The following is a 16,839-nucleotide window of genomic DNA, read 5'->3' as shown; positions in this document are numbered from 1 at the left end:
AATATCGCCCTTTTTAAAAATTAATGCCATAAGAATGGCTCAATTTCTGCATCATTCAAATCAAAAACCACCTTATAATAATCTTTCACCATCGCATTAATATCCACGCCCTTAAAGGCTTCAGGGTGGGCTTTTAAAGCGATATACAAGCTTATGAGTGGGGCTCTAGGACCGCCAATATCCATTGTGGGGAGTTTATAAACTTGCTTGTTTTTAATGGCCTTGATAGTGGAAAATTTGGGGTTGTTTAACACGTCTTCAGGCGTGAGTGGGCTTACCCACCAAATGAAAATGATTTCAGGGTTTTCTTTAACGATTTTTTCCACGCTAATGTCAGCGCGCCCGAATTTGACGTATTTCAAGCCAAAATTGTCTATGCCCCCTTTTTCTAAAATGTCTGAGCTAATGGCCTGATGGCCGCTAATCTTATTGGCTTTATGGAAAAGCTCCACGCCCTTTTTCTTTTTAACGCCTTTCAAACGCTCAGCAATAAAATCCAAAGTTTCTTGCATTTTGGCGAATTTTTTAGAAGCGTCAATTTCTAAGACCGCAGCTTGAGCTTGCATGGCCTGCATGGCCTCTGCAATCGTTGTCTCTTGGAAAGAAAGGAATGATATACCAAATTTTTTCGCATGCTCTACTGCTTTAGGGTTGCCCACAAAGGTTACCACAAGATCAGGGCCAAGTTTTTTTAAAAGCTCTACATTTAGTGCGGCTGTATGATCAGTGCTCATGTGTTTGACGCGTTTAAGATCTTCGCCTTTGAGAGTGGCTTTAACAATGTCATCCTTAAAAGCGTAATCCGAAACGCCTACAACCCTATTCCAAACATTAAGCATAGCAGGCACTTCTACATAACTCCCTATATAGGCTATTTTAGAAACAGGAAGCTTTATATTTTGCTCCCCGAAATAATCCTTGACTTTGACTTCTTGTGCTGAAGCGTTGCACACATTCAATAATAATGAAGCGACAAGTGCACCTAAAGAATAAGAAATGAAAGCTTTTTTAAAGCGAGTAACTAACATAACGATCCTTTTTGTATGATTTATAAAGCGATTATAACATTACTAAGAAAATAACAATAGTAAAAATGAAACTATTTTTCATAAAATCTTAAAAGTTAAAGATAAGATAAAAATATGATTTATAAAGCGATTATAACACTATTCAAGGAAATACAAGCAGTAAAAATGAAACTTTTTTTCACAAAATCTTAAAAGATAAAGATTAAGATAAAAATATGGAAGAAAATTTTAGCTACAAGGCTTGTTCTAAGCCTAGCGCGATACACGAAAGGCTAAAAAATATCAGCCCTTTTTTAAAATCAGTGCCATAAAAAGGGTTCAACTTCTGCGTCATTCAAATCAAAAACCACCTTATAATAATCTTTCACCATCGCATTAATATCCACGCCCTTAAAGGCTTCAGGATGGGCTTTTAAAGCGATATACAAGCTAATGAGTGGGGCTCTAGGGCCGCCAATATCCATTGTGGGGAGTTTATAAACTTGCTTGTTTTTGATGGCCTTAATAGTAGTAAATTTAGGGTTGTTTAACACGTCTTCAGGTGTGAGTGGGCTTATCCACCAAATAAAGATAATCTCAGGGTTTTCTTTAACGATTTTTTCCACGCTAATGTCAGCGCGCCCAAACTTAACGTATTTCAAGCCAAAATTGTCTATGCCTCCTTTTTCTAAAATATCTGAATCAAGGGCTTGATGGCCGCTGATTTTATTGGCTTTATGGAAAAGCTCCACGCCCTTTTTCTTTTTAACGCCTTTCAAACGCTCAGCAATGAAGTCCAAAGTTTCTTGCATTTTGGCCAGTTTTTTAGAAGCGTCAACTTCTAAGGCTTTAGCTTGAGCGTCAATATCTTCCATGACTTCTGCAATGGTTTTTTCTTGGAAAGAAAGGAATGATATACCAAATTTTTTCGCATGCTCTACCGCTTTAGGGTTACCCACAAAGGTTACCACAAGATCAGGGCTAAGTTTTTTTAAAAGCTCCACATTCAACGCCGCCACATGATCGCTGCTCATGGGTTTAATGCGTTTAGGATCTTTGAGAGTGGCTTTAACAATGTCATCTTTAAAAGCGTAATCTGAAATGCCTACAACCCTATCCCAAGTATGGAACATAGCAGGCACTTCTGCAAAACTACCCAAGTAGATTATTTTAGAAACAGGAAGCTTGATGGCTTGATCCCCAAAATAATCTTTGACTTTGACTTCTTGCACTGAAGCGTTAGCCACATTCAACCATAATGATGAAACAACAAGCACGCCTAAAGAATAGGAGATTAAAGCTTTTTTAAAACGAGCGATTAGCATGACAATTCCTTTCGTATGATTTATGAAGCGATTATAACACTATTCAAGGAAATACAAGCAGTAAAAATGAAACTTTTTTTCACAAAATCTTAAAATTTAAAAGGAAATATTTTTTCATTAACTTTTTAAGAATATACTCCACCATGTTTCCGCTGACTGAGTGGAAAGCATAATAAAATTAAATCTGTTCAGGTTTAATTTTGATCCAACAAAATTTTAAAACACTTAAGGAGTTGTATATGTTAGTTACAAAACTTGCCCCCGATTTTAAAGCGCCTGCCGTTTTAGGAAACAATGAGGTTGATGAACACTTTGAGCTTTCTAAAAATTTAGGTAAGAACGGTGCGATTCTTTTCTTTTGGCCAAAAGATTTTACTTTTGTATGCCCTACAGAAATCATTGCGTTTGACAAAAGAGTGAAAGACTTCCAAGAAAAAGGCTTTAATGTGATTGGCGTGTCTATTGACAGCGAACAAGTGCATTTTGCATGGAAAAACACCCCTGTAGAAAAAGGCGGTATTGGTCAAGTAACTTTCCCTATGGTGGCTGATATTACTAAGAGCATTTCTAGAGACTATGATGTGCTGTTTGAAGAAGCGATCGCTTTGAGAGGGGCTTTTCTGATTGACAAAAACATGAAAGTAAGACACGCAGTGATCAATGACTTGCCATTGGGTAGGAATGCCGATGAAATGCTTCGCATGGTAGACGCTCTCTTACACTTTGAAGAACATGGTGAAGTGTGCCCAGCAGGCTGGAGAAAAGGCGATAAAGGGATGAAAGCTACCCACCAAGGCGTTGCAGAGTATCTTAAAGAAAATTCCATTAAGCTTTAATGGTTCAATTCGCTGTTTGATCAAGAGAAACTTCGTTTTTCTTGGTTGAATCCTTTTCTTTCTATTCTTTGCCAGTTTCTAGAATTTTCGTATCGTTTTATCTTTTTATCATTTTTGAATTAATTTTTTTTAATAAAGGGGTTTTTATGAATATATTCAAGCGTATTATTTGCATAACCGCTATTGTTTTAGGTTTTTTTAATCTCTTAGACGCCAAACACCACAAAGAAAAAAAAGAAGACCACAAAATCACTCGTGAGCTTAAAGTGGGCGCTAACCCTGTGCCGCATGCGCAAATCTTGCAATCAGTCGTGGACGATTTGAAAGAGAAAGGGATCAAATTAGTGATCGTGTCTTTTACGGATTATGTGTTGCCTAATTTAGCGCTCAATGACGGCTCTTTGGATGCGAATTACTTCCAGCACCGCCCTTATTTGGATCGGTTTAATTTGGACAGAAAAATGCACCTTGTTGGTTTGGCCAATATCCATGTGGAGCCTTTAAGATTTTATTCTCAAAAAATCACAGACATTAAAAACCTTAAAAAAGGCTCAGTGATTGCCGTGCCAAATGATCCGGCCAATCAAGGCAGGGCGTTGATTTTACTCCATAAACAAGGCCTTATCGCCCTCAAAGACCCAAGCAATCTATACGCTACGGAGTTTGATATTGTCAAAAATCCTTACAATATCAAAATCAAGCCTTTAGAAGCCGCACTATTGCCTAAGGTTTTAGGGGATGTGGATGGGGCCATCATAACAGGGAATTATGCCTTGCAAGCGAAACTCACCGGAGCCTTATTTTCAGAAGACAAGGACTCGCCTTATGCCAATCTAATAGCCGCTCGTGAGGATAACGCGCAAGATGAAGCCATAAAAGCGTTGATTGAAGCTTTGCAGAGTGAAAAGACCAGGAAATTCATTTTGGATACCTATAAAGGGGCGATTATCCCGGCTTTTTAAGCCATCTGGATAAAATCCATCTTTATGATGAAAGGGGGTTTTTTTAGGCACTAATAAAAAGCTCTTTTCTCATTGAGCATTCAAAACGCTAAAAGTCTTTTTAAAATAAAACGAAAAGAGCTTGCACTAATCAAGCGGCAATTTCTTAAAAGCGTTATTTCTTAAGGGGGGAAATGGCGCAAAATAACCCTCTCTATCCCTTTAAGAAAATCATGATAAAATCTAAAACGATGAAGCAAAACAACTAAAACCCCATTTTTTAAAAACATTAAACAAGACTTCAGCTGTCAATATGCGATTAAAACAAAGCCAAACATACAGCAAGCCTAAAACTCATTGAAGTTACGCTTTTAGAGTGTTCTTTAATAAAGACCAGTTTTAAACCACCCGTTAGACTGAGTTATAGAGCGCTGAAACAAGTTTGGAAACAAGTTGGCTAATGGTCTTTAGCGTTTAAAAGGTTGCGTTTTTGAAAAGATTTAGAATTTTATTAAAGATAGCCAAGCTCATAGAGTTTGTTGCTCATTTTCACTAACAAGCCCCTAGTTTTGACCCCCCTTCCCCATGTTCTACTAAAATAGTGATAGCGTATTTGGGTTTTTCATAGGGCAAGAATGCGGTAATCCACGCATGGGATCGATGGAAATATTCCATATCCTTTTCTTTCATGCGATTGACGATGTTTTGAGCGATTTCTACGACTTGTGCGGTGCCGGTTTTACACGCTAAAGTAACCTTAGAACCCCTTGTGGAATGATAAGCGGTGCCGTCTTTATGGTTACACACTTCATACATGCCCACGCGCAAGGCTTGGAGCTTCTTTTTTTGAAAACTATTCAGGGGGTCTTTGAGCGGCTGTTGGTTATGGATAGCAAAATGAGGCGTCGCCAGTTTGCCTGTCGCAATGAGTCCCGTGTAGGCTAGCACTTGTAAGGGCGTGGCTAAAAAAGAGCCTTGCCCAATAGCGGTAATGAGCGTGTCCCCAACGCGCCAATCTTGATTGAAGCGTTTGAGTTTCCACAAATTATCCGGCACAATCCCCACAAATTCATTCGGCAAATCAACGCCCGTTTTTTCCCCAAAGCCCACTTCCCTTAAGGTTTTAGAGAGTTTTTCTATAGAGATTTCAAGCCCAAACTTATAAAAATACACATCCACGGACTCCCTAATGGCTTTATACAAATTGGAATTGCCATGCCCTGTTTTTTTCCAATCCCTAAATTTGCGCTTACCCACTTCAATAAAAGGGGGGTGGGTATGGTGGTGTTTTCTGTGATATGAAGGTTTTCTAAAAAGCTCAAGCCCACGCCCATTTTAACCACAGATCCCGGCGGATACAAAGCGTTAGCGAAGCGGTTTAATAAGGGGTTATAAATATCATCTTGAAGTTTTTGCCATTTGTCTTGACTGATCCCGCCTACAAAATCGTTCAAATTGTATTCAGGGTAACTTCCTGCAACGAGCAATTCCCCATTTTCTGCGTTCATCACTAAAATAGCCCCTCTCTTATTTTCAAAGAGCTTGTCCGCTTCTTTTTGCAAGCGTTTGTCTAAACTCAATTGCAAGTGGTTATTGGTGCTTGGTGGCACTACTTCTAAGGTGGCTAATTCTTGATTGAGTGCATTGACACGCATGATTTTATAGCCCACCTTGCCTTGTAAAAGCTTGTTGTATTCTTTTTCAATGCCGGTTTTGCCCACAATCTGGCTGTATTGATTCTCCTCATCGTCTTTTAAATCTTGCAAACTTGCCACCCCCACATAGCCTAAAACATGCGAAGCTAAAGCGTTATTAGGGTAGTAGCGCTTGTCTAAGGGAAGAGCAAAAATGCCTTGAGTTTGGATGAGTTTGGCATAAAGAGGTTGCATGGCGGCATAAGGAATGAATCCCACCACTTTAATGAGGTTATGGTTATAAAGCGAATTTTCTTTTTGGTAATTGTTTAAAAGCGTTTCTTTGGAAAAATTAGGGAAAAACTTTTGGATGATTTCAATTTTTTCTAAAAGCTCTTTTTGTTTCAATCTGCTGGGCAAAAACACGCCAAACACCAATTCGTTAGTGGCTAAAAACTCATCATTTCTGTCTGTAATATCGCCCCTTGTAGGGACTAAAAATTCTTTTTTGGTCATGTTGCGTTCGGCCAGTTTTTCATAGTATTCTTGATTTTTAACGCTTAAAATAAATAAATTTAAAACCAATAACCCCCAAAACCCTATAAAAACAAAGAGTAAAAGCTTATAGCGAAGATTTTTCATACAAACCCCACAAAGCGCTCTCTATTAAAGCAAAAAGAGCGAGAAAGCCGATCGTCTTCAGATCCAAAGACACCGAAAAAAAGCGCGATAAATAAAGGTAATAAACCAAAAAGACATGCAAAGTTTTGAATAAAAAGCCGTCATTAAAAAGCTTTAAAGAGTTTTTATAGACGATTTGGTGGTAGATTAAAAACAGCAAGGCTAAAACGCCTAAAGTCTTTAAATGCATGCTTTCAAACCAAAACAAACAACCAAACACGCTCAAACTGGGTAAAAAATGATCGTATTTTTTCGCATAAAACAAGAATAAAAACCCAATCATAGGGGGTAAAAAAGGCATTAGGTCTCTTAAAAGGCTATAAAAATAAAAACCAAAAATCCCTAAACATAAGAAAAAAAAGGAATCTTGTTTTAAAGAGAGCATGATTTGGTGGCCTATAAAGGGTTAGTGAGCAAGTATTTCAAAAGGGTTTGGCGCACTATTTCAAGGGTTGGGTATTTTGAAGAAAGAGCGTTAAAATGGGTGGTATTGATTAAAAAAGGTTTAGGAGCGTTTAAAAAAAGGCGGTGTTGCTCGTTTTTATTCAATTTGTCAAACTTCGTAAAAAGAGTAAGGTAGGCTTGATCAGGCCTTAAAAGGGCTTGAATGTTTTCTTTAGCGTTTTTATCAATTTCTAAATCCAAATGGCGTGCGTCTATCAAATGGATAAAAAGTTTGATAGAAACCCTAACGCTCAACAATTCCCATAAAAACCCCTCCCATTCTTTTTTCAAGCTTTTAGAAACTTTAGCGTAGCCAAACCCGGGCAAATCAATCACATTAAAGGTTGTTATTAAAGCGTTTTCTTTATCTTCCCAAGTGGTGGAAAAAAAATTCGCTAAGCGGGTTTTTCCCGGTGTCGCTGAGCTTTTAGCGAGGTTTTTTCCTAACAAGGTATTAATAAACGAGCTTTTGCCTACATTGCTGCGCCCTAAAATGACCATCTCAGAAGTCAAGCTTGCGGGGCATTGAAAAAGTTGGCTAGAAGAAGTGAGAAAATGAGCGTCTTTAATAGCGATCATGGTTTTTCCTTAGCACCTTTCTTCTTCAATTTAGCTTTACGATTTTCTTCATTAATATCTTCCATATCAAACACGAATTTAGCGGGCCGTTTCGCGCTCCCCAACACATCAGCATAACCCTTAGTTTTGTTTAAAATGATTTCATCGCCGGTGATAACATTGGATTTCCCCACTTCTCTAACCACCGCATTTTGCAACAATTTGTATTCCCCATTCAACGCGTTATAAATGAGCTTGTCAGCGCTCCCACTGATTTCACGATTGTCCTCTGTAAAGATGTTAAAATGCGTGTTCCCTGTGGCTTCATAGCGCTCTGGTTTTCGTTTATCGTTTAAAAACACGCTCACCTTGTCCGCAAACAACCGATCTTTACCCTTTTTGATCTGCACATTGCCTTGAATAACAGCAGTTTTGGTTTTGTCGTTCGCTACAAATTGGTTGCCGGTAATCTCTAAAAGTTCTCTTTCTTTTTTCAAACCTTTATTCTCTGTTTTTTGAGCGCTCATCACGCTTAAAATACCAAAACAACACACAAGAACACACCACCAACGCATTAAAATCCTCCTTTGAAAGTGGGGAGTTTTTTCTTTTCTTTCTGGCTTTGTTTGATTTCATCTAAGAATAAATGTGCTTGAATGCTTTGAGCTTCAATAATGGCTAAAGCATGCGAATAAGAAATGTCAAGCCCTTCAACCTTGCTATCCTTTGAAGTGAGAATGAAACGGCCCTTGCCTTTAAAATTTTGCTCTTTATGGTTATAAATCCCTGTTTCACTCCAAAAACTGGAATCATCGCTTCTTTTATAAGTAACCCCATTAGGGAAGAAATACAAATCCTGCTGCCGTTTGGCCTTAGGAGACTCAACGCTTTCTATCGTGTCTTCATCATAGCGCTTGATTTTAGAATCAAAAAAGATCTCGTAATCATCGTATTGTAGGGCTTTTTTGCCCTCTATGGACAGATCAAGGATTTTATCGTTGATTTGAAACGCTTTAAAATTTTCTAATTCAATTTTAGGGATATTTTCTTTAGAGACCACGCTAGTGGGTTGGGAACGCAAAAAGAAAAAAACTAGCCCTATCGTGATGAAAGACAAAACCACAAAAAAGTTTAAAACGCTATTAGAGGTAAAGCTTGAGCGCTTCATCTTGCAAGCCTTCTAATGTTAAAAGATAATCAATCGCTTCCCTAACGGCCCCCTTGCCCCCTGAATTTTGCAACACTTTATAAGCTTTGCTTTTAAGCAAGGGGTGCGCATCAAAAGGAGCGAAACTCCAAGTGCATGCCTTAAACATGCCTAAATCGTTATAATCATCGCCTACGCATGCGATTTCTTGCGCACTCAATTGCAAGTCTTTTTTGAGCCGCTCCACAACCACGCTTTTATTTTCAACGCCCATAAAAACAAACTGAACGCCCAAACTCTCCATGCGTTTTTTGACCATTGTTGAAGTTCTTCCTGTAATGATAGCGATTTTTTTGCCTAATTTTTGCCATAGCGTCATGCCAAGCCCGTCTTTGACATTAAAGGCCTTGATTTCGTGAAAATTTTCATCAAAATACAACGACCCGTCTGTGAGCGTGCCATCCACATCTAAAAGCAATAACTTAATCATTCTCTCGTTAAAACCGCATTCTGGTTGTATTTTTTCATAAAGTCCCTAGCCTCTTCTTCGCTTTGAAACCCTTGAACTAAAACTTTATACAAATCGTCTTTAAAAGCAACCTTGACGCTGTAATTTTTATTCTCTGCTTGCAATTTATCCGCTAAAGTTTGAGCGCCTATTTGGTTTCTAAAAGCCCCCATTTGCAAGGAAAATTTCCCCCCGCTCACGCTTTTTTCGCTCTCGCCGACTTTAAATTCCTTGTGTAAGATCTTTGAAGAGCTGGCGTTAAAGGATTGTTCGTATTGCGTGGAGATAACCCCACCAAAGCCCAAAACAATGAGACGCACGCTGGCCGTGCCTTTTTTAACCATGTCAATATCCCTAGCGGCTGCATTAGACAAATCAATGATGCGATCGCTCACAAAAGGCCCTCTATCATTAATGCGCACAATGGTGCTTAAGTTATTATCAACATTGATGACTTTCACCACGGTGTTCATGGGTAAAGTCTTGTGCGCGGCGGTGTGGGCATACATGTTATAGATTTCCCCATTACTGGTTTTTTTGGCATGGAAATTGGGGCCATACCAGCTCGCAATGCCATCAAATTTCTCGCCTAAATCCACTTTAGTGGGGTAATACCACTTGCCCCCCACTTGATAAGGGCGCATGGTGGCTCTTTGGATCGCGCTAGAATCGCGCATGCCGTTATCTAGGGGTTGTTTTGTATTGCTGTCTTGCGAATTGGTGTGGTGTTTGAAATGGCGTTCAAAAAAATTGCGTTTATAGGTGGCTTTTTTGGTTGTTGGGTCATAATCTTTAGCGTTTTCATAAGCGCGCAAGCTTTCATGCTTGTAAGACAAATTCTTTACCCCATTTTTTTTAACCGCGCAAGCGCTAATCAAAAAAACAACGCCTAAAAAATAAACTTTTTTCAACGCCCAACCCATTAAAATTCCCTTGTAGCGATCAATTTCTTATTGGTAGGAATGATTAAGCGCTGGTGGATAAAGATATTGGAATCTTTGAGGTTATTGGCTAATTGGATGCTGGAAATACTGACTTGATAGCGTTTAGCGATAGAAGATAAGGTTTCTTTAGGCAAGACCACATGGGTGATGAAAGGGCTTTTAGGATTAGCTTGAGCGTTTTTATTTTGTTTGAGTTGGCGTTGTTTGAAAAGGGCGAGTTTTTCATAAGGGATATAAATGGTGTAGGTGGGGTCTTTAGAGGGCAGAATGTTATAGCGGAATTGGTGGTTGTAAGATTTTAAGGTTTCCAAACTCAAATTCAAATTTTTGGCCACCTGGACTAAAGAAGTGTGCCTTTTGAATGGGACGCCCACTAAACTCACCCTCGCCCCACGATTGAGCAAATACTCTTTATCTTTGAGGTTGTCTAGGCTGTTGAACTTTAACGCTAGGCTTAGAATGGAGCGGATATATTCTCGTGTCTCTTTAGGGAGGTATTTTTTATCTTCATCTAGCAAGACTTTAATGTCTGAAGTGCCGGCGGCTTTAATAGCGTTTTGAACCTTTCGTAAGCCGTAATTATACGCCATAGCGACCAAATACCACTCCCCAGTTTGTTTGTAGAGCCGTTTCAAATAGGTGATCGCCGCTTGAGTGCTTTTAATGGGGTCTCTCCTTTCATCAATGTAATGATTGACCTTAAGCCCTAATTCTTTAGCCGTGCTTGGCATGAATTGCCAAATCCCTACCGCTTTTTTCCTACTATAAGCCCTTGATGAAAATTTAGACTCGGCCATGGCTAAAAACAAAAATTCTTGCGGCACGCTCGCTTCTATGAGCATGTTTTTAATGATAGGGATGAACTGGTAATTCACATCAAATCTTTTGACTAACTTTTTCCATTCCTCTTCTTTATTCATTTTTTTTAAAGCGTTGGGCATCTGGGATAAAAAGCTCGCATTAACCCCAAAGGCCTCTAGCGCTTTGGTGTCAATATTAGATTCAAAAGCCATTTTCGCATGGCCTAAAGAAGCCAATAAAAGGGTAACAAAAAAAACCAACCATTTTTGACTAAAACACTTCATTCTTTTTGACATCGCATCCTAATAACTACAGCTATCCAGCTTTTAAAATAGCCTTGATTATAGCTAAACTTGAATAACGCTTTCTAACACGACCCCATTTTCAGGGGAAACTAAAGAGCGTTTGAGCGTTATGCGTGCTTAAAGAAGCGAGCTCTTCAGTCTCTATGTGGATGATTTCGGCAATTTTTTGAGCGATTAAAGGGATATAAGTAGGGCTATTCCTAGTACCTCTAAAAGGGTGTGGGGTCAAATAGGGCGAATCCGTTTCTAAAAGAAGCCTGTTTTTAGGGATTTTAGGGAGAATCTCTACCAGTCTTTTAGCGTTTTTAAAAGTGCTAACCCCTCCTATCCCATAATAAAAACGATCGCTCAGTTCTAAAAGCATATTATCGGCGTTAAAGCAATGCAACACCCCAAAAGCTTTAGGATAGCTTTTTAAAAGATTCAAACTATCAAAACTCGCCTCTCTAATATGGATAATCAAGGGCTTGTTGTGTTGGATGGAAAATTCGATCTGTTTGGTAAAGATTTCTTTTTGCTTGCTTTTATAATTTTCTCTTTCATTCAATTCAGGCAAGCGGTAGTAATCCAGTCCGCATTCGCCTATCGCCACGCATTTTTGATGGCTGACAAATTTTTCAAACAGGCTTTCATCAAAGCTCTCCACATCATAAGGGTGAGCGCCTATGGCAAAAAACACGCCTTCAAATTTTTCGCTAATTCCTACCGCTCTATTCAGATCCTTCATGTCTGCGCCCGGAATCACGCATTGAGTAACGCCTTTTTCTAAACTCTCTTTTAACACTTCGTCTAAATCGTTTTCATAATCCTTGTGATCCAAATGGCAATGCGTGTCTATAAACATGCTTTTATCCTATGGTTTTATTTAGTATGTTACAATAATCAAACATTCTAACATAAGGAGAATAACAATCAATTATGTTTAGCGGGTTAATCTATAAAATAGCTAAAGTGAAAGGTTTTAAAAACAATATTTTAAGCATAGAGAGCGATCTCAATCCCAAGCTTGGCGATAGCATTGCGATTAATGGAGCATGTTTGACCGCCATAGAAAGTTCAAAAACGCATTTTAGCGTGGAATTGAGCCAAAAAACCCAAAACAGCGTAGCGTTAGAAAATTACAAGGATTTAGTCCATATTGAGCCAGCCCTAAAAGCCGATGCGAGTTTGGACGGGCATTTTGTGCAAGGGCATATTGACGCCATCGGGGTGGTTGAAAAAATCATTCACAACGCTAATCAAGTGGATTTTTTCATCAGTGCTTCTAAAGAAACGCTTTTATTGTGCGTTGAGCAAGGCTCTATTGCGATTGATGGGGTGAGTTTGACTTTAAGCAAGGTAGAAGAAAAGGGGTTTTGGCTAACGATTATCCCTTACACTTTAGAAAACACCCTTTTTAAGACTTATAAACTCAAACGGCGCGTGAATATTGAAACGGACATGTTGGTTCGTAGCGTTGCGTCTATTTTGAAAAAAACAAAAGGGTTTGAAAAAAATTTCTCTTGGAATGAGGTTGATGCCTTGACTTTAGGGTATTAGATGAATAAAACCATAAAAGCCGCCGCTCTAGCCTATAACATGGGGCAAGATCACGCCCCAAAAGTGATCGCAAGCGGGGTGGGCGAAGTGGCTAAAAGGATCATTCAAAAAGCTAAGGAATACGATATAGCACTCTTTTCTAACCCCATGCTGGTGGATTTGCTTTTAAAGGTGGAATTAGATTGTGCGATACCTGAAGAATTGTATGAAAGTGTGGTGCAAGTGTTTTTATGGCTCAATAGCGTGGAAAATAACGCGCAAATGTCCAAGTGATTGGGGTATAAAGTTAAAACGATGGTAGTAGAATTAAAAAACATTGAAAAGATTTATGAAAACGGATTCCATGCTCTAAAAGGCGTGAATTTGGAATTGAAAAAAGGCGATATTTTGGGCGTGATAGGCTATTCAGGGGCGGGAAAATCCACGCTCATTCGCCTAATCAATTGTTTGGAGCGCCCCAGTTCTGGAGAAGTTTTAGTCAATGGGGTCAATCTGTTAAACTTAAAGCCTAAAGAATTGCAAAAAGCGCGCCAAAAATAGGCATGATTTTCCAGCATTTCAATTTATTGAGCGCTAAAAACGTGTTTGAAAACGTCGCTTTCGCTTTAGAAATCGCCCGATGGGAAAAAACTAAGATTAAATCAAGGGTGCATGAATTATTGGAATTAGTGGGGCTAGAAGATAAAATGCATTTTTATCCTAAACAGCTAAGCGGTGGGCAAAAACAACGAGTGGCGATCGCTAGGAGTTTAGCGAATTGCCCTGATTTATTGCTTTGCGATGAAGCCACATCCGCGCTGGATTCTAAAACCACGCATTCTATTTTAACGCTTTTAAGCGGCATTCAAAAAAAGCTCAATTTGAGTGTCGTTTTCATCACGCATGAAATTGAAGTGGTTAAAGAATTGTGCAATCAAATGTGTGTGATCAGCAGCGGCGAAATCGTGGAAAGAGGCTCGGTGGAAGAAATTTTTGCTAACCCTAAACATGCCGTTACTAAGGAATTGCTTGGCATCAAAAACGAGCATGGGGATCAAAAATCGCAAGACATTTATCGCATCGTGTTTTTAGGGGAGCATTTAGACGAGCCGATCATTTCTAATTTGATCAGGCGTTTTAAAATAGACGTGAGCATCATTTCAGGCAATATTGAAGAGCTTACGACTAAAGATATAGGGTATTTAGTGGTGCGGTTTTTAGGCAGTGTTGCAGAGACTCAAAGGGCTTTAGAGTATCTAAACGCTTTAGGCTTACAAGTGGAAAAATTAAAGGATTAAAATGATTTCTCAAATGCTCATTCAAGCCACGCTAGAAACGCTCTATATGGTGTTTGTAGCGAGCTTTTTGGCGGTTGTTTTTGGCTTGCCTTTGGGGGTTTTATTGTTAGTGAGTAAAAAAGGGCATTTGTTAAACAAACCCCTTTTGCATAAAATTTTAGACACTTCCATCAACATGACTCGCTCTTTCCCTTTTATCATTCTCATTATCTTGCTCTTGCCTTTATCGCGCTTTTTGATTGGCACAAGCATTGGCTCTAGCGCGAGCATTATCCCATTAGCCATTTCAGCCATTCCTTTTGTCGCAAAGCTTTTTGAAAATTCTCTAATGGAAGTAGAGCATGGCAAGATTGAAACCACTTTAAGCTTAGGAGCGTCTCATTTGGAAGTCATTAAAATGATGCTTTTAGAGAGCTTGCCCTCTTTAGTGAACAATATCACCATCACCTTAATTTCTTTAATAGGCTATTCGGCTATGGCAGGAGCGTTAGGGGCCGGGGGCTTGGGGGATTTAGCCATTAGGATTGGCTATCAAAGTTATAGGGGCGATGTGCTTTTTTATGCGGTGGTTGTGATTATTGTTTTAGTGCAAATCATTCAAAGCGTGGGGGATTATGTGGTGAAACGCCTAAGAAAGCATAAGTATTAGGGATTTGGCTCTCATCAAATACGAATATTCAAAGCCAACTTTAATACACTTTTTAAAGGGGATTTTTACGCTTTGTTTATGGTAAAACCCCACTTTCTAAAGAACGCTTTTAAAAGGTTACCGCTCAAACTGAATTAGAGCTTTTTACGATGAATATTTAATTAAATTCTCATGCAACAATGGGCTTTATTTTGCACCGTTGATAAATTTATCCATCTGCTCTTCTAATCCTATGATTTGCGTTATCGCTCCCTCTAAAATTTCAAAATTTTGAGCGTTTTTTGGGGCAATGCATGCAAGCTTGTTGGAAGTTTTTTCTAACGATTGGATGTCTTTAAGCAAGGTTTTTAAAACTTCTACGCTTTTAAAATCCTTTTCAAAATAGTCATCAAATTGCTGTTCTGTTTGAGACAAGTTCTCTAAAAAAGCGCTTTGAAGGCGTATTTGGGTGCGATCATGCCCGGTTTCTATGCAGGTTTTATAGGTTTTATCGATCGCAATAAAAGCGTCTTTGGCTTTCAAAAAAGCCTTTGAAAGCTCAACAATGATTTCATAATGTTCGCCTTCCGCTCTTAAAAACCCTAAAAAGAGCACAATGAGTAATAACTTTTTTAGCACTTTATCCCTTTACCATTGATAAGAAAAGCTCACCCCATAGCGGCTACTGCCCTTAAAATCGCTAGAAATTTCAGGATAGAGCATCCATTGCTTAGGTTTGTAGCGTGAAGTGAATAAATAAGCAAACCCCCATGCGATAAGGCTGCCGATCGTAACTTGTAAGATCGTGTGTTGTCCTGCCACCACTCTGCTGGCATCAGTGAGGATTGCAAGAGCGATCACAGGAAGAGCCGGTTTCCACCCATAGCGGTAATACACAAACCCAGCCGCGCTAAACACCCCCCCAGCATGCCCGCTTGGCATGCCTCTCCAAGAATTACAGCATGGCCGTTTAGCAAATCCCACTCTAGCCCCATCTTTATGGGCGTTGCTAAAAGCTCCTTTAAGACCATAAATCACGCCTTGAGTGACTAATGTGCCGACCGCTAATTCCCCTAACCCTCTATAATCGCGCATCGCTAAACTGACCGTGCCTACAAAAATAGGCAAAAACCTAAGCACATCGCCGATCTCTTCTAAAATGTATGCCCCCTCATTGATCGGCTCACTCCTTAAAGGATATACCCATAAGAGCAGGATCAAAAAAAGACCTTTGAGCTTTTTCATTGAAACGCTCGCTTTTCTAAGGCAAAAACTTGCCTATTCAAATAAGCATAGCCTATTAAATAGCATGCGATAAAGACTAGGCTAATCACAATGAGCGCGTAAGAATTTAAACGAAACAAAACGCTCATTAAAATAAAAGGCAGGTTGCACAGAATAAGGATAAAAGCGCATAAAGGGTTGGGGTAATTTAAAGAGCGTTGTTGCAAGAATTTAAATAAAAGGGTGTGCAAATGCAAGTTATCTGGCATGGTGGCTTTCTGGCGTTTTATTTTGCGCCTAAGGATACTAAAAAGCACTTCTATGACCGGATAAAGCATTAAATTGAGCCCAAAAAACACGCTGATTTTTTGCTCTAAACTCAAATGTAAAAGGGAAATCCCGCACACCAAACCCAAAAAATACGCCCCTCCATCGCCTAAAAAAATCTTTCCTAAAGGGAAATTTAACACCATAAACCCAAGCACCATGTAAGCTAAGAGGCACGCCAAACTGCTAGGGTCTATATAATGGATGACTAAAAGCGTAATCGCACAAATCCCTGATGCCAGCCCGTTAAACCCATCAATAATATTAATAGCGTTACTGATGCCCACTAGCATAAAAATTGCGAATAAAAAAGCGATAAAATAAGGCAAGCTAAAAAGGGGCGAAAAATCGCTCACCACTAAAGGCGTTGATGAGATGATGCAAACAACCCCTACGGCTTGCAAAATAAGGCGTATTTTGGGGCTGAGCGAAAGGTTAATGTCTTCTAAAAAACCGCTTAAAAACACTAGCGATAGCCCTAAGAAAACAAAAAACCCCTTAAAAGGCACTTCAAAAGGCTCAAAAAGATAAGCTAACACAAAAGAAAGAAAGATCCCAAGCCCCCCAGCTCGTGGGGTTCTTGCATGATGAAAGCCTTGTATTTTATTAGCGTTATCCACAAAGAGCATGGATTTTTTAGACCACAAAATAATCAAAGAGCAAATAAATAAACTGGTTAAAAAATATAGCACCCACAACACTTTTTATTGGAT

18 protein-coding genes and 2 pseudogenes are annotated in these 16,839 nt (G+C 39.2%); 6 read left to right on the top strand and 14 right to left on the bottom strand.

Going from position 1 to position 16,839, the window contains the following annotated elements; translation table 11 throughout:
- Positions 1-20 precede the first annotated feature (20 nt).
- Both D2C78_01380 and D2C78_01375 read right to left on the bottom strand, forming a co-directional pair.
- Positions 21-1,028: an ABC transporter substrate-binding protein gene (locus D2C78_01380; protein ID QEF34744.1), complete on the bottom strand. Its 1,008-nt coding sequence runs from the start codon at positions 1,026-1,028 to the stop codon at positions 21-23.
- Between the two features lie 299 nt (positions 1,029-1,327).
- Complete coding sequence (locus tag D2C78_01375; protein ID QEF34743.1) at positions 1,328-2,332, bottom strand: ABC transporter substrate-binding protein; 1,005 nt, start codon at positions 2,330-2,332, stop codon at positions 1,328-1,330.
- A gap of 239 nt (positions 2,333-2,571) precedes the next feature.
- On the opposite strand from D2C78_01375, the gene D2C78_01370 reads away from it, so the two are divergent.
- Positions 2,572-3,168 carry a peroxiredoxin gene (locus D2C78_01370; protein QEF34742.1) on the top strand — a complete coding sequence of 199 codons (597 nt, stop codon included), beginning with the start codon at positions 2,572-2,574 and terminating at the stop codon, positions 3,166-3,168.
- Positions 3,169-3,314: 146 nt separating this feature from the next.
- Positions 3,315-4,130 carry an ABC transporter substrate-binding protein gene (locus D2C78_01365; GenBank protein QEF34741.1) on the top strand — a complete coding sequence of 272 codons (816 nt, stop codon included), beginning with the start codon at positions 3,315-3,317 and terminating at the stop codon, positions 4,128-4,130.
- Between the two features lie 490 nt (positions 4,131-4,620).
- Here D2C78_01365 and mrdA read toward each other — a convergent pair.
- The 9 genes and pseudogenes from mrdA to D2C78_01320 form a co-directional block, all read right to left on the bottom strand.
- Positions 4,621-6,385: pseudogene (gene mrdA, locus D2C78_01360) on the bottom strand (penicillin-binding protein 2).
- The gene (locus D2C78_01355) at positions 6,366-6,809 is read right to left on the bottom strand and encodes a hypothetical protein (protein QEF34740.1); all 444 of its coding nucleotides are present in this window, start codon (positions 6,807-6,809) and stop codon (positions 6,366-6,368) included. Before D2C78_01355 ends, mrdA begins: the two are co-directional and overlap by 20 nt.
- 11 nt (positions 6,810-6,820) lie before the next feature.
- Positions 6,821-7,447, bottom strand: a complete 627-nt coding sequence (locus D2C78_01350; protein QEF34739.1) for a YihA family ribosome biogenesis GTP-binding protein — start codon at positions 7,445-7,447, stop codon at positions 6,821-6,823.
- A complete protein-coding gene (lptA, locus tag D2C78_01345) occupies positions 7,444-8,001 on the bottom strand; it encodes a lipopolysaccharide transport periplasmic protein LptA (protein QEF34738.1) in 558 nt (185 codons plus the stop codon). The genes D2C78_01350 and lptA overlap by 4 nt, the downstream gene beginning before the upstream one ends.
- The gene (locus tag D2C78_01340) at positions 8,001-8,594 is read right to left on the bottom strand and encodes a hypothetical protein (protein QEF34737.1); all 594 of its coding nucleotides are present in this window, start codon (positions 8,592-8,594) and stop codon (positions 8,001-8,003) included. Before D2C78_01340 ends, lptA begins: the two co-directional genes overlap by 1 nt.
- Positions 8,569-9,063 (bottom strand): HAD family hydrolase, encoded by a 495-nt coding sequence (locus tag D2C78_01335; protein ID QEF34736.1) that lies wholly within the window; start codon positions 9,061-9,063, stop codon positions 8,569-8,571. Before D2C78_01335 ends, D2C78_01340 begins: the two co-directional genes overlap by 26 nt.
- Entirely contained in the window at positions 9,060-10,004 is a 945-nt protein-coding gene (locus D2C78_01330; GenBank protein QEF34735.1) for a septal ring lytic transglycosylase RlpA family protein, read from the bottom strand. The genes D2C78_01335 and D2C78_01330 overlap by 4 nt, the downstream gene beginning before the upstream one ends.
- Positions 10,004-11,122 carry a LysM peptidoglycan-binding domain-containing protein gene (locus tag D2C78_01325; protein ID QEF34734.1) on the bottom strand — a complete coding sequence of 373 codons (1,119 nt, stop codon included), beginning with the start codon at positions 11,120-11,122 and terminating at the stop codon, positions 10,004-10,006. Before D2C78_01325 ends, D2C78_01330 begins: the two co-directional genes overlap by 1 nt.
- An 88-nt stretch (positions 11,123-11,210) precedes the next feature.
- On the bottom strand, positions 11,211-11,975 hold the full coding sequence (locus D2C78_01320; GenBank protein ID QEF34733.1) for a YchF/TatD family DNA exonuclease: 765 nt from the start codon (positions 11,973-11,975) through the stop codon (positions 11,211-11,213).
- Between the two features lie 74 nt (positions 11,976-12,049).
- Here D2C78_01320 and ribE point away from each other — a divergent pair, with 74 nt between their 5' ends.
- The 4 genes and pseudogenes from ribE (at position 12,050) to D2C78_01300 (ending at position 14,596) form a co-directional block, all read left to right on the top strand.
- Positions 12,050-12,670, top strand: coding sequence for a riboflavin synthase (gene ribE / locus D2C78_01315; GenBank protein QEF34732.1), 621 nt, complete (start codon positions 12,050-12,052; stop codon positions 12,668-12,670).
- Positions 12,671-12,943, top strand: a complete 273-nt coding sequence (locus D2C78_01310) for a FlhB-like flagellar biosynthesis protein (GenBank protein ID QEF34731.1) — start codon at positions 12,671-12,673, stop codon at positions 12,941-12,943.
- A gap of 21 nt (positions 12,944-12,964) precedes the next feature.
- A pseudogene (locus D2C78_01305) lies at positions 12,965-13,947 on the top strand (methionine ABC transporter ATP-binding protein).
- A 1-nt stretch (position 13,948) separates the two neighbouring features.
- Positions 13,949-14,596, top strand: coding sequence for an ABC transporter permease (locus D2C78_01300; GenBank protein ID QEF34730.1), 648 nt, complete (start codon positions 13,949-13,951; stop codon positions 14,594-14,596).
- 186 nt (positions 14,597-14,782) lie between these two features.
- Here D2C78_01300 and D2C78_01295 read toward each other — a convergent pair whose 3' ends face one another.
- From D2C78_01295 to D2C78_01285, 3 genes are read right to left on the bottom strand one after another with little or no spacing between them, the layout of a single operon-like run.
- Positions 14,783-15,214 carry a hypothetical protein gene (locus tag D2C78_01295; GenBank protein ID QEF34729.1) on the bottom strand — a complete coding sequence of 144 codons (432 nt, stop codon included), beginning with the start codon at positions 15,212-15,214 and terminating at the stop codon, positions 14,783-14,785.
- Between the two features lie 9 nt (positions 15,215-15,223).
- Positions 15,224-15,820, bottom strand: coding sequence for a PAP2 family protein (locus D2C78_01290; GenBank protein QEF34728.1), 597 nt, complete (start codon positions 15,818-15,820; stop codon positions 15,224-15,226).
- Complete coding sequence (locus D2C78_01285; GenBank protein QEF34727.1) at positions 15,817-16,827, bottom strand: undecaprenyl/decaprenyl-phosphate alpha-N-acetylglucosaminyl 1-phosphate transferase; 1,011 nt, start codon at positions 16,825-16,827, stop codon at positions 15,817-15,819. Before D2C78_01285 ends, D2C78_01290 begins: the two co-directional genes overlap by 4 nt.
- Positions 16,828-16,839: the final 12 nt, after the last annotated feature.

The organism is Helicobacter pylori (genome assembly GCA_008032935.1).
Lineage (GTDB): Bacteria > Campylobacterota > Campylobacteria > Campylobacterales > Helicobacteraceae > Helicobacter > Helicobacter pylori_CX.
The sequence above is the reverse complement of the archived record's forward strand: the minus strand, read 5'-3'. Positions and strand labels throughout refer to the sequence as shown.